The sequence below is a fragment of the Bernardetia sp. Wsw4-3y2 genome (genome assembly GCF_037126295.1).
Taxonomy (GTDB): domain Bacteria; phylum Bacteroidota; class Bacteroidia; order Cytophagales; family Bernardetiaceae; genus Bernardetia.
In genome coordinates this window covers 2,554,126-2,567,114 of sequence record NZ_CP147017.1, presented here as the reverse complement: position 1 = coordinate 2,567,114, position 12,989 = coordinate 2,554,126, and the positions used below count along the sequence as shown (strand labels likewise).

The 12,989-nt window shown below is 31.1% G+C and carries 13 protein-coding genes; 8 read left to right on the top strand and 5 right to left on the bottom strand.

Annotation, left to right across the window (positions count from 1 at the left end; translation table 11 throughout):
- The first annotated feature begins 18 nt into the window (after nt 1–18).
- Nucleotides 19–858, top strand: a complete 840-nt coding sequence (locus tag V9L05_RS10410) for an FkbM family methyltransferase (protein ID WP_338811816.1) — start codon at nt 19–21, stop codon at nt 856–858.
- A gap of 10 nt (nt 859–868) precedes the next feature.
- On the opposite strand, the gene V9L05_RS10405 is transcribed toward V9L05_RS10410, so the two are convergent.
- Entirely contained in the window at nt 869–1,678 is an 810-nt protein-coding gene (locus tag V9L05_RS10405; protein WP_338811814.1) for a helix-turn-helix transcriptional regulator, read from the bottom strand.
- 488 nt (nt 1,679–2,166) lie between these two features.
- Here V9L05_RS10405 and V9L05_RS10400 point away from each other — a divergent pair, with 488 nt between their 5' ends.
- The gene (locus V9L05_RS10400; protein WP_338793309.1) at nt 2,167–3,234 is read left to right on the top strand and encodes a glucosaminidase domain-containing protein; all 1,068 of its coding nucleotides are present in this window, start codon (nt 2,167–2,169) and stop codon (nt 3,232–3,234) included.
- 255 nt (nt 3,235–3,489) lie between these two features.
- On the opposite strand, the gene V9L05_RS10395 is transcribed toward V9L05_RS10400, so the two are convergent.
- The 4 genes from V9L05_RS10395 to V9L05_RS10380 all read right to left on the bottom strand — a co-directional run bounded on the left by V9L05_RS10395 (nt 3,490) and on the right by V9L05_RS10380 (nt 6,707).
- Nucleotides 3,490–3,951: a GyrI-like domain-containing protein gene (locus V9L05_RS10395; RefSeq protein WP_338811811.1), complete on the bottom strand. Its 462-nt coding sequence runs from the start codon at nt 3,949–3,951 to the stop codon at nt 3,490–3,492.
- A 70-nt stretch (nt 3,952–4,021) separates the two neighbouring features.
- Nucleotides 4,022–4,756: a YafY family protein gene (locus tag V9L05_RS10390; protein WP_338811809.1), complete on the bottom strand. Its 735-nt coding sequence runs from the start codon at nt 4,754–4,756 to the stop codon at nt 4,022–4,024.
- Nucleotides 4,757–4,829: 73 nt separating this feature from the next.
- Nucleotides 4,830–5,597 carry an EI24 domain-containing protein gene (locus V9L05_RS10385; RefSeq protein WP_338793312.1) on the bottom strand — a complete coding sequence of 256 codons (768 nt, stop codon included), beginning with the start codon at nt 5,595–5,597 and terminating at the stop codon, nt 4,830–4,832.
- Between the two features lie 81 nt (nt 5,598–5,678).
- The gene (locus V9L05_RS10380; protein ID WP_338793313.1) at nt 5,679–6,707 is read right to left on the bottom strand and encodes a DivIVA domain-containing protein; all 1,029 of its coding nucleotides are present in this window, start codon (nt 6,705–6,707) and stop codon (nt 5,679–5,681) included.
- A gap of 160 nt (nt 6,708–6,867) precedes the next feature.
- Here V9L05_RS10380 and V9L05_RS10375 point away from each other — a divergent pair, with 160 nt between their 5' ends.
- From V9L05_RS10375 to V9L05_RS10350, 6 genes are all read left to right on the top strand, one after another.
- A complete protein-coding gene (locus V9L05_RS10375) occupies nt 6,868–7,410 on the top strand; it encodes a 2OG-Fe(II) oxygenase (RefSeq protein ID WP_338811806.1) in 543 nt (180 codons plus the stop codon).
- 101 nt (nt 7,411–7,511) lie between these two features.
- Complete coding sequence (locus V9L05_RS10370; RefSeq protein ID WP_338811804.1) at nt 7,512–8,996, top strand: hypothetical protein; 1,485 nt, start codon at nt 7,512–7,514, stop codon at nt 8,994–8,996.
- Nucleotides 8,997–9,213: 217 nt separating this feature from the next.
- The gene (locus tag V9L05_RS10365; RefSeq protein ID WP_338811802.1) at nt 9,214–9,627 is read left to right on the top strand and encodes a hypothetical protein; all 414 of its coding nucleotides are present in this window, start codon (nt 9,214–9,216) and stop codon (nt 9,625–9,627) included.
- Nucleotides 9,628–9,969: 342 nt separating this feature from the next.
- Nucleotides 9,970–10,812: an MbnP family protein gene (locus tag V9L05_RS10360; RefSeq protein WP_338811800.1), complete on the top strand. Its 843-nt coding sequence runs from the start codon at nt 9,970–9,972 to the stop codon at nt 10,810–10,812.
- Nucleotides 10,813–10,877: 65 nt separating this feature from the next.
- Entirely contained in the window at nt 10,878–11,945 is a 1,068-nt protein-coding gene (locus V9L05_RS10355; RefSeq protein ID WP_338811798.1) for a cytochrome c peroxidase, read from the top strand.
- A gap of 60 nt (nt 11,946–12,005) precedes the next feature.
- The gene (locus V9L05_RS10350; RefSeq protein ID WP_338811796.1) at nt 12,006–12,935 is read left to right on the top strand and encodes a hypothetical protein; all 930 of its coding nucleotides are present in this window, start codon (nt 12,006–12,008) and stop codon (nt 12,933–12,935) included.
- Nucleotides 12,936–12,989 lie beyond the last annotated feature (54 nt).

Below are 12,989 nucleotides of genomic sequence, written 5' to 3'. Positions count from 1 at the left end.
TTCATAAAGCATTACAAAATGACACGTTGGGAAAAAATACGAATTATCATTTCAAGAGGTTGGTCTTTATCTGGCAAATACCGTTTGGCTCGTTATATGTCCAGACAAAATAAAAAAAATGCCCTCTCTTTTGAAGGAATTTCGTGGATGCAAAACGAAAATATCCTACTTCATATTGATACAAAAAGTTATGTAGAATGGTCTGTTTTTTCGATGGCAGAATATGAAACGGAATTAGCTCGTCTTATCCAAAGTCAGGTAAAAGAAGAAAATATATGTTTGGATATTGGTGCAAATATTGGCATTCAGAGTTTGAGAATGGCGCAAAAAACGACACACAGAGGAAAAGTAATTGCCTTCGAACCTGTAACTCATCTAAGAGAACGTTTAGAAAAAAATGTCGCCTTGAATAGAGCAACTCAAATAGAAGTTTTACCTTATGCACTTTCTGATTTTTCAGGAAGTTCTACTATGAATATTAACCCAGAAGATGAAAACCAAGGTACAGCATCGCTTTCTGAAAATGGAAATACAGAAATAGAGGTCAGAAAGGGAGATGATTTATTGAAGGAAATGAAGATTGAAAGACTTGATTTTATAAAAATAGATGTAGAAGGATTCGAATATCAAGTTTTGGTAGGTTTAAAAGAAAGTATTAATCGTTTTCGTCCTTCTATTGTATTCGAATATGATAATCATTACGCTAAAGAAAGAGGAGGGAAAAGTTATGCTGATTTTTATCAATTTTTTGAGGAGTTAAATTATACTCTCTTTGGAGTAAATGAAATTGGAGGCGAACTCCTTTATAAAGATAGCAAGCAAATAGAGGCAAACATATTAGCCATTCCAAATAGTTAAGAAACATAAATTAATTAGTTGACCCTTCTTTTTTATTACTTTCCAAAATTTCTAAAGCACTTTGTAGTGTTTGTAGCGTTTGTCGTAATTGATTTACTTGTGTCGGAACTTCTGGAAAATCTAGACTTATAAACGCAGCAAAACGCCAAATTTCTTCAATATCTTCTACCAAAACAGAATAAGAGGAAAACTGTCCGTTTGTATCTTCTAAAAGAAGTGTATCATTTTGAGTAATCTGATTTTTGATTTTTCGAAAAATAATTCCTGTATTTTCAGAAACAATAATACACGGTTCATTATCTTTTAATTCATTCCAATCAGCCACAAAAGCACCTACTACAATGCTATTTGTTGGCGCAGCTAAAAGTGAATCCGAAATTTCAAAGGCTCTATAGGTATGATTGAGAGGTAAAGCTGGCAATTGGCACTTTGGCAAACCTGCTACAAAATCAATATCTGAATATCCTTTTATATAATCTTCTTCCGAATCCGAACGAACAAGTTCAATATATTCATTTTCATTTCTGTCTTGTGTAATACTCAAAACACGTAATCTCTCGGCTGCTGCATATTTTTTCAATTCTGGTAATTCAGGGGCATTTTTACTTTCAGATTCTATCGATAAATCTTGATTAATAAACTGCTCCAATGTAACACTAAAAAAATTAGCAATTTCTAATAAAGGCTCTAATTTTGGAGTTGCTCTTTCCTCTTCGTATGAGCCAATCTTCTTTAAAGACACTCCTAAGTGGTTTGCTAAGGCTTCTTGAGTTAAATTATGTACACGACGAAGATGTCGTAAGTTAGAAGAGAAGAACATAAACTATGTGAGGTGTAAAAAAATAAAAAAATATTTTGATAAAATTTTTAGCAAAAAGTTTGGTGTTTATCGAATCAACTTGTATATTTGCTTATAATATTAGCAATTAAAGCAAAAAACGTTTGATTTATTAGAGAGAAAAATAAAAAAGTTATATTTTTCTTCTTCTTTTACTAAACATTTGGCAAGTTAGAAATTATTATTGTCAATCTGTTATCTTTTTGGGAATTATTTATCAAAAAGAAGAGTTTTATTTCAAAATTGCTAATATTATTAGTTTTTACATTCTATTTTATAGAAATTTAAAAATTTTGAAGAGTCTTTGTGAAAATCCTTTTCAAAATTGTCTTCCTTTTGTTAGCAGTTGAGCATAATTACACTAACAAAAATTACTATTCTATCAAACAAATAATTCTGTTTTTATTGACCTATTTCTACTTATTACCTCGGATAAATTTAAAAACTTTATCCAATAAATAAATACCATGATGAAGCAACTAATAATACTCGACGACGCATTCCAAACTCTAAACGAAGGAAAGAAACTTCTTTCACAGCCTGTCTTTTTTGAAATTCCGTACTGGAAAAAAACAGTTGATTTCAAAATAGAAATTACAGACCGTTGGCTGATGGTAATCATTGCAATTTTAGTAATGATTATCGGACTTCAATGGTGGATTCCACAGAACAGCAACACGACACAAATTGATAATATGCTTGTACAGATGCCAAATAAAAGTAGTGTAATTCCTACTTCTATGCCAGCATCACAGCCAATCAATGATGTTCTTTCGTATATCATGACACATTTAGAAGAATCACAAAACGAAACACCACAGACACACCAAGAACAAAGAGATAATTTTTTGGTGCAAAAGCAGCTTTTAATTACTAAATACTTGATAGAAAATAAAGCCTCTCGTTTGGATAAATTGCCTGATGATGAATTATTAAACTTGAATAAAGAAATTACGCAGCTTTTTATTGATTTGGTTTTGAATAATGTAAATGCTCAGAAACATGTCTACAATTATTTTACAGATAATACAGATTTGAATAAAATTGAAACATCGCTCATGGAACAAGCAAAATTTCATGTTCCTGCATCGATAAAATTGGCTCAATCTGCATTAGAAACAGCTTATGGGCAGCGAATTGTAGATAATAATTATTTTGGCATAAAGGACAAAGCTCAAAAGAGCAGTCTGACCACAACAACAGAATATTATACAGCTTTAGAAATGCAAGCCAATAAAAGTATAATTGTAAGTTCTAAACGAGTAGTGAAAAATGGAAAGACTCTTTATAAGTGTATTGTGAAAGACCATTTTGCAGAATACAATTCGCCTTGGCATTCATTTCGTTCACACTCTGTTTTTCTTAGCACCAACAAACGTTATTCTCCTTTATTTACGAAAGGAAAAAATTATGAAGATTGGGCAGACAAAATTGGTTCTACAAAATATGGAGGCGTAGGCTATGCAACTTCTCCAATTTATGGCGAAATTTTGAAGAAAATTATCAAACGTTATCACTTAGATTTATTAGATTTTTAATTAAAAATAAATAAACTGGTTCAAGCGTCGACGCTTGAACCAGTTATGCTTATGCTTTACTTTCTTCCTTCATTTTTCCTGACGGCAGGAAAATAGCCTGAAACAGCTTTAAAGGCACTTTTCATTTGTATAACAGACTTCCTAGTCTGTTTGAAATACGCAGACTGGGAAATTTGTTGTACTTATAATATTCATTTTTCCTAATGCTAAGAAAATAGCCTAAAACAGCTTTAAAAATATATTTTTGTGTAAAAATCAATTTTCAACAGCAATAAAAATATCTACTTCTGCATCTTTAGGATTCATTGCTTTTTCTCCATAGATTTCAAAGTCACTTGTAAATTTTCTGTTCAAGTCCTTATTCCAAATCTCTAACCATTTGTTATAAACAATGTCTTGTTGAAGGTTTCCTTTAGCAGTAAATTTTTCATATTCTGTTTTTTCAATTGTTTTTCCAATCATTCCAGTAGGTACTTCTTCTAAACTTTTGACTTTACAGCCCAAAATGGTTGTATATGGTTTTGTATGGTCAGATTCATATTCAGTATAAATACAATAAACTTCATTTGAAATTTTATTAGGAATTTTTTCTGTAATAGATTCTGACATAAATTTTTCCCAAAGTGCAGGAATATCTTTTGCTGCTTGCTCATTTTCATTGGTTGTACGGACAGAAATGCCAATGATATTTAATTCTTCGATTTTTTGTGTATTCATTTTACTTAAATTAAAAGGTAAATAATTTTGATTTGATTGAATACAAATTTAGTAGGAGCAAGTGACAGCCTTATGTCAAGGGCTTATCAGGGCTTAGCAAAGATTCTAAATATTTTCTTTTACATTCTTCAAAATACTCTTGAAGTGTCATGTCATGAGAGTCAAAGCTTTGATTCAGAACTTCTAATTTTTGAATTTTATCTAATCTGAAAGCTCTAAATTCATTTCTTAATCTACAAAAAGCAATCAATAACCAGTTTTCTTGTGTGCTGTATAAAGCAAAAGGTTCGATTTTTCGCTGTGTTACTTTGTCTGTTTCTAAAGTGGAATATTCAATTTCACAAAGGAAATTATTTGTTATGGCAAGTTGTAGAGTAGATAAATAATTGCTTGTTTTGTCATTTTCAAGGTTATAACGAAACTGAATTCTATCAGAAAGTAAATTAGCTTTGTCTTTTGTATGATTTTTCAAGACTGATTTTACCTTATTTATAGCTTCTGTATATTCTTTGATGAAAGAAGAGTCTTTATTTTGCAAAATTAATCGTTGTGCTGTAATAAGTGCATTTGCTTCACTTTCTGTAAACATAACAGGAGGAATTGTATAACCTTCTACTAACGAATAACCTTTTCCTTCTTCTGTGCAAATAGGAACACCAGCTTGTTCTAAGGCTTTTATATCTCTATAAATGGTTCTTTTACTGACTGAAAATTTTTCTGCTAATTCTGAGGCATTCGAAACTCGTTTGGTTTGTAATTGAAGTAAAATTGCTGTCAGCCTAGAAAGTCGTTTTGTATCTTGCATTTTTCATTTTGTCATTTTTCCTAACATTAGGAAAATAGCCTAAAATAGCTTTAAAGGAGCTTTTTTAAAAAAACTATATTTGTTCTTCTTCTAATTCATAAATTCCCAAACCTGCCGAAACACAAGCCCAAATAGGAGCAAACAAAATTCCTAACAAAGGAATCAAAATCATAAAATACATAGTTATACCTACTCCAACTGCAAAAGGACGATGTTTTTTGACAGTTGCTCTACTTTCTTGAACACCCAATTTCATAAACTCATTTCTCAAATCTATCATTCCAAAACCTACAAAATAAGATTCTACCAAAATAATCAGAACGGTAGTAAATGGAGAAGCAGGAGAGAAAAAAAGTCCTATCAAAATAAGAGGAATCGTAATAGCTAACTCAATGGCTAGATTGGTAAGATTGATTATAAGACCACGTTTAAGGTCGTGTAGAAATTGAGGGAAATGAAAGTCTTCGTTTGGTCGCTCTGGATGTAAAATTTCTTGAACCTTTGCAGCCACAATCGAAAGAGCTGGTGAAAGCAAAATCAACATCAAGTATTTGTATGATTTGAAATAAATCAGAAATACTATTATATAAACAAGAAATGCAACAATATAAGAAAGCGTTGTTTGCCACCAAGTTACAGGATTATCTAATCTAAAAAGTCCTTCTAACCATTCTACTGTACTGCCTGCAAAAAAATATCCTACAATTCCAACCGAAACAAAAACAATCACATTCAAAAGTGCAGGTAAAAAATAATATTTCCATAAGTTATGCTTACGAGTAAAAGCCAATGCCTTACCATACAAACGAACACCTAACCAAAATTTTGCAAATGGATTCATAGACTATTAAAGTATCACAGACTTCCTAGTCTGTGTGAAAAATAATTTCATTTCGACAGACTAGGAAGTCTGTCATACATTTTATAAATCACTCAAATCAAAAATAACTCCTCTAGAACTAGGGCTAGTAGAAGATTGAGATGTTGATTCTGTTTTTTCTTGTTGTTTTTGCTGCTCTACTTTTTGTTTTTCTTCTTGCTCTTGTTGTCTTATTCTTTGAACAAATTCTTGTCTTTCTTGCTGGTCTTGTTGTTCTATTTCTCTTCTAATTTTTTCTTGTTGTAATTGAGCTTGTTTTAAATCTTGCTTTATTTTTTCTTGTTCTTCTCTTGTTTTTTGCTCTGCTTCATATTTTACTTCTTGGCGAATTTCTGGGACAACCTTGCGAGGAGTTTCTTTGTCATAACTTGTAGACGAAGAATAATCTGAATAAGCAGAATCACTTTGACTATATAATTCTTGATAATTTCCTCCTTCAAGCTGCTTTAATTGTTCTCTAATAATCTGACTGTGATGTTGGTGCATTCTTTCAGCACGTTCTAAAGCCTGTTCAGAAGTATGCTCAACATCCAATTTAGACAAACGTTCGATTTTTGAAAGAGCTGTTTCCATAAAACTTTGTAACTCTTGCATCATCTGTGCCTTTTGCTGTGCGCTATATTCGTAGGCATAATTCAAGAGCTTTATCTCTCGTTTCATTTCTGTAAGCGTTTGGTCGGCAAGTTGTTGCGTACTTAAAAGAATACTTTTTGCATTTGATTTGGCATTTTGTAGAAGTGCGTCGGCTTGCATTTTCCCTTCTAAAATCAATAAATCAGCTCTTTTTTGAGCTTGTTCCCAGTTCAAACGGCTTGCTTCCTGAGCTTGTGAGAGCGATTCTAAAAGTGTGCGCTCAATTTCTTTAAGTTTGGCAAGTTCAGTATGCAAATAACCTACTTGTCTTTCCAGTTCTTCGTTGCGATGAGATACTGAACTCATATTTTCAGCAACATCAGAAAGATACTCACTTACATCTTCTTTGCGATAACCTCCAAAAGTAACTTGTTTGAAAGATTGTTTGCGAATTTGTATAGGTGCGATAGGAGATTTATTGTTATTTGTGTCTGCCATAACTCGTTTTGCACAATTATTTTTTGAGAAACTGTTTTTAGTAATAGGAAAGTTCTGCTAAAATAACATTTTTTTTATTCTTTTATTGGAATAATTTGAAAGTATTGATTTATCTTGTTTACTTTCTACTAAATTATGTAAAATTTGAACAGCCAAGTTTATGAAAGCAATTCATCTAATAGAAAATAGAATCATCATAATAGAGAACTTCTTTACTCCTCAAGAATGCAAAAAGTATATTGAGTTGAGTGAAAAATTAGGTTATGAAGCTGCAAAATTAGATACAGGAAAAGTGGTTTCAGAAATTAGAAATAACGAACGAGTTTTTTATAATAATCAAGAATTAGCTGATTTAATTTTTGAAAGAGGAAAGCATTTATTTGTTCCTAAAATTGGAAATAGTGAAGTAGTTGGAGTAAACGAACTTTTTAGATTTTATAAATACGAAAAAGGACATAAATTTAAAGGACACCAAGACGGAAATTTTATCAGAAATGAATCTGAAGCGAGTTATTTTACCTTTATGATTTACCTAAATGATGGCTACCAAGGAGGAGAAACTACCTTTTTAAAGCACAGAATTATTCCCCAAGAAGGAATGGCAATTATTTTTTTACACAAACTCTACCACGAAGGAAGCGAAGTTTTGGAAGGCAAAAAATATGTTTTGAGAAGTGATATTATGTATAAATTGAATCAATAATATTTTGTGCTAGGAAGTTAAAAGGTATCAGACAGATTTATCAAATATTTAATTATTTTTCAAATACAAAATTTATTTCCAACTTTATCTACCTAACACGTATGAAAATCTACTCACGAACTCATTTCAAAATACTTTTAGTTCTATTTTTGGCTTTTAGTTTTAGCCTTTTTTCCTGTAATAATGAAAAGAAAGACAGTACAGAATCTACTGGAAATATTGAACTAGTAGAAACTAAAGTTACTGACGATAACTCAATGCGAGATACTACAGTAATTATAAACAGTTTTTATGCGACTTCTACAAAAATTACACAGCAGAAGTATAATGTATATAATATTTTTGATAACGACCCTTCTACAAGTTGGCAAACGATGTTAGGAGCAGCACCTGATGAAGGAATTATGTTTAATGTCTATAACCTTTATATTCAAACCTTAAAAATAGAACAACCAGAGGGAGAAAACTTAGCACAAATAGAAACTGTAACCATTTATATAAACGGAAAAAAGAAAGGCGAATTTGATGCTACAAAACCAATGCTAATTAAAGAATATGCAGATGCTGTCTATATAAGAATTACCAAAACATCTGATATGACAATCAAAAAACTAGAAAATCAAGTGGCACAAACTACTACTTTTGATAAAAACAAAAGTGTCGGAATTAAAGACATAAAGATTATAGGTTATCAATTTCCTACTAAGAAAACATTAAATATCCTTTTTTACCCTAATATTCTTGTAAATGGAAAAATAACAGCTTCTTCTACCTTAGAGCCTACTTTTGCCTATAACACTACGCATTTGTTTGATGCAAGAACAGATATTGCATGGGCAGAAGGAGATGTAAATTCTGGGGTAGGGTCAACACTTAATTTTAATTTTGATACGCCTCAAAAAATATCTTCTATCAGAATTTGGAATGGTTATCAGCGTTCAGAAGAACATTATAAAGCTAATGCACGAATCAAGAAATTTAGTTTTGGTACAGAAAATAATATGAAAGAATTTGAATTAGAAGATGATATGAAAACTCAATATGCCGTTTTGGATGAAGATATTGAAGGAAGTAATTTTGTTTTAGAAGTAAAAGAAGTTTATGAAGGAACAAAATACAAAGACCTAGTTGTAAGTGAGATACTTTTCAAAAATAATATACGTTCAGTTATAATTCAAACAAAAGAAACCGAAAATCAAATCACAGAACTAAAAGAAAAAGCTAAAAATACGCCTTTAGAAAAGGTATTAGATAGAAGAGTGAATTACCAAGAAGATGATTATTATCAAATCGATAAATCTTTTATTTTGCGTTCGGATGGAACTTTTGTGATGTACAAAACTGAAAACTCTGAAGAAGAAAACTCAAAAAGCGAAATTTTGGCTGATGGAAATTGGGAAATAAAAGAAATGAATGGAGATAAAGTCAAAATTCGTGTTTTCGGGAAATTTATAGATTTTTCTCAATATCAAGATTTTTATAAAGGAAAAGTAACCAAAGATTTCTTACAGATTTTTCAAGATTTTGTAATCATTGATAATCAAAAACTCAAAGGCGAGAAATTCATAGGCGAGTTTGTATATTAGAAAAGTGTAGCTTACTCTTTAGAGTGTGAGTAGATTCAATACAAATCACACTCTAAAGAGTGTGCTACATTTGATAAAACTTTCTTTTGTTTTTATATTCTTTTTGTATTACCTTTGTGAAAAATAAAAAGAGTCTATCTTTTGCTCCTTGCTCAAATTTTACTCACAAAGTCAATCTATTTTCTTGACAAAAATTCTTTCCATATTCTCCACTCTCATGATAGTCATTATCTTAATACAACCTTTCCAAAAACTTTGGATTGTTTTGTCTTTCGAAATGAACAGAGAGTATATTGCTCAAAATCTGTGTGAGAATAAAGAACAAGAAGATAAAAAGTTAGAAAAATTAGCAGAGCTCAAACGAGCAAACAAATTTGCAGAACAATTTGGTCTTCGCTGTGCAGGTTCGTGTCAGCTCAAAAAACAACTTGCAGAAGCCGAAAATCAACAAGATAATGCTCCTGTTTCGTCTATAAAATACACATTAGACCTTCTTTTTATAGAAAAAATCAGTTTATTTACTCTTGATAATCAATTAATTGTATTTGAAAATCCTATCCCAAATGGATTTTATCAGGGTTTTGTTTCTACTTCGAATGTATACGGAATTTTCCGTCCTCCAGTCATTTAAAACTTCACTTTTTTATTTTGTGAATTTTGTAGTTTAAAGGCTTGCCTTTAACTGTATTGTATATGTTTAAATATACAATCTGAAATCTCAAAGGCAAGCCTTTGACCTACAAATTTCGATATTTTGTTTGTCAAAATTTAATTCTAATTAAAATTATCAATCAGAGTTAAACTATATGGCAATCTAATTTCCATTATTTCTCAATTCTATTTCTTTAATGACACTTGCTGTTGTCTTTATCAATAGCAAATTATTTTATCGATTTTGACAAAATTTTTGTTCCAAAATCGCCCTCTAATCTATTCTCTTTTATTTATTATTTTATATACAAAAACAACAAAAATGAATACTAATTTTAATTTCTCAAAAATTGCCTTTTTAGCTTTTTTTATAGCCTTTTCTACTGCTTTATCTTCTTGTAAAAAAGACTCTGACACAGATCCAGAGATTGATCCAAACAAAAAAGGAATGGTCGAAATCAAATTCGATAATGTTGCTGGTCAAGATGATTTTACTTTAGGAGAAAACTACACCAATGCAGCAGGCGAAACTTTTAAAGTAGATATGTTACAGTATTATATCAGCAATATTGTTTTGAAGTCTGAAAGTGGAAGTGAATATGTAGTTCCACAAGAAGAATCATACTTTTTGATAAAAGAACATGATGCAGCTACACAAAAAATACAACTTTCTAATATTCCAGAAGGAAACTATAATGAAGTTACTTTTACAGTTGGTGTAGATAGTCTTCGTAATACCAAAGACCCTTCAGAGCGCACAGGAGTTTTGGACATAGGCGTAGAAGGTGCAGGAAAAGAAATGTATTGGTCTTGGAACTCAGGTTATATCTTCTTCAAAATGGAAGGAACATCAACAGCTATTGAACCAACTGAAAACAATCCTAATGGAAAGTTCTATTACCACATTGGAGGTTTTGGACATAATTCAACTCTTAATAATATTAGAACAGTTACACTTTCTTTAGGAACTGATGTAGCACAAGCAAGAGAAGAAACTATGCCTTCAATTCATCTTGTAGTAGATATTTTGAAAACTCTTGAAGGAACTACACAAGTTAGTTTAAAAGAATATCCTGTAGTAATGGTAAATCCTTTTTCATTGAAAGTTTCTGAAAACTATATGAAAGCATTTGAATATCATCATGTTCATAATGACGGACACTAGTAAATTTTAACTTCAAACCTATAAGGTTTTCAAAATCTTATAGGTTTAAATACACTCAACCAATTATGAAAAAGTATTTTTTATATAAAACTCTTCTTGTTTTCACTATTTCAATTCTATTTTTCTCTTGTCAAAAGGAGGATCCAAATCCCAAAGAAAAAATTGAATTTAAAACTCCTTCTAATTTTCCAACACCTGTTTATGATTTAAAAGAAAATCCTGTAACTGTTGAAGGTTTCGAACTCGGTAGAAAATTATTTTATACAGGAATGTTGTCAAGAGATGGAAATATAAGTTGTGGTTCGTGCCATGCTCAAACATCAGGATTTACACAACATGGACACGACCTAAGTCATGGAATTGATGATCAACTGACTCTTAGAAATTCATTGCCTATTCAAAATCTAGCTTGGTCTAAAAATTTCTTTTGGGATGGAGGAGTTTTTCATTTAGACTTGTTTGCTATTGCTCCCATAGAAGCCGACAACGAAATGGGCGAAACGCTGCCCAATGTCTTACAAAAACTAAGAGATACAGAAGGTTTACAATCTCCAAAAACAGACTATCCATTGCTTTTTGAAAAGGCTTTCGGTACAAAAGAAATTACAACTGACCGTTTTTTGAAGGCTTTATCACAGTTTCAACTCATGTGTATTTCAGCTAATTCTCGTTACGATAAACATGTCAGAAATGAAAGTACACAAGAAAATAAATTAACAACACAAGAATTAGAAGGATTAGAATTATTCGAACAAAATTGCTCAAACTGCCATTCTACGACACTTTTCACAGACCAAAGTTATAGAAATAATGGTTTGAAAGTCGGAAATCCAAATGATACTGGAAGACACCGAATTACACAAAATGAGGAAGACAAATTCAAGTTTAAAGTTCCTAGTTTGAGAAATGTAGAAGTTACTCGTCCGTATATGCACGACGGAAGATTTAGAAATTTGGAAGCCGTTTTAGACCATTATACAGATGGCATACAAGATTCTGAAACTTTAGATGAAAGTCTGAAAGCAAAACTCAAAATTGAACTTAATCAAGAAGAAAAAGAAGCCATTATTGCCTTCTTAAAAACACTTACTGATGAAGATTTTTTGAATAACCCTATTTTATCTGAATTTTAATTTTTACCAACCGTCAACGAGGTCAAGACCGTCGTTGAGGATTTTTACTAAGCTATAACTATGAAAAATTTAATCGCTTTTTTACTTTTTACAACTTCCTTTTTATTCCTTTCTATTCCTTCAAAAGCCTGTGATTTGTGTGGTTGTGGAGCTGGAAGCTATTATTTGGGAGTAATGCCACAATTTCAAAAAAACTTTGTTGGTTTGCGTTATCGTAGTGCTTCTTTTGATTCTCACCTAGGAGGAAATAGCAATTACTCTTCACTCTTCGAAACACAAGAGCGTTTTTATACTGCCGAAATTTGGGCTAGATTTTATCCCCATCCAAAATTACAAATTTTAGCTTTTTTGCCTTATCAATGGAATTTTCAAGACGAGAATAAAATAACAAAATCGATTAGTGGAATGGCTGATGCTTCTGTACTTGCTCAATATGAAATTTGGAATACGACAAATGACACAATTTCACAAAAATTTGAACATAGTTTTTTTGTAGGAGGTGGAGTAAAACTACCAACTGGAAAATCAGATTATAGCGAAGAAGATGTTTTACAGGTTGCTAATGCAAATTTTCAGCTTGGAACAGGAAGTACCGATTTTCTTTTGACTTCTCAATATACAATTCGCTACAAAAAAGCTGGTCTGACGGCTGATATTTCTTATAAAATCAATACAGAAAACAGCGAAGATTATCGTTTTGGAAATCGTGTAAGTAGCAATGCAACTCTTTTTTATGTCAAACAAATAGGAAAATTTGGTTTTATGCCCACTTTAGGAACATATTATGAACATAGCCAACAAGATATAAGAGAAGATAAAACTGTTTTTGATACAGGTGGAAATTTATTTAATGCTGTTGTGGGAACACAAATTTATACAGGACGTTTTATGTTGGGTATAAATTATCATACACCTTTGAAACAAAATTTAGCTAATAATCAAATAAAATCAAATGATAGATTGATGATTCAGACGGCATTTTTGTTTTAGAGAAATAAGTTACTTTTCAATAAAAAATGTATTTTGAAGGTAGATTTTATATTA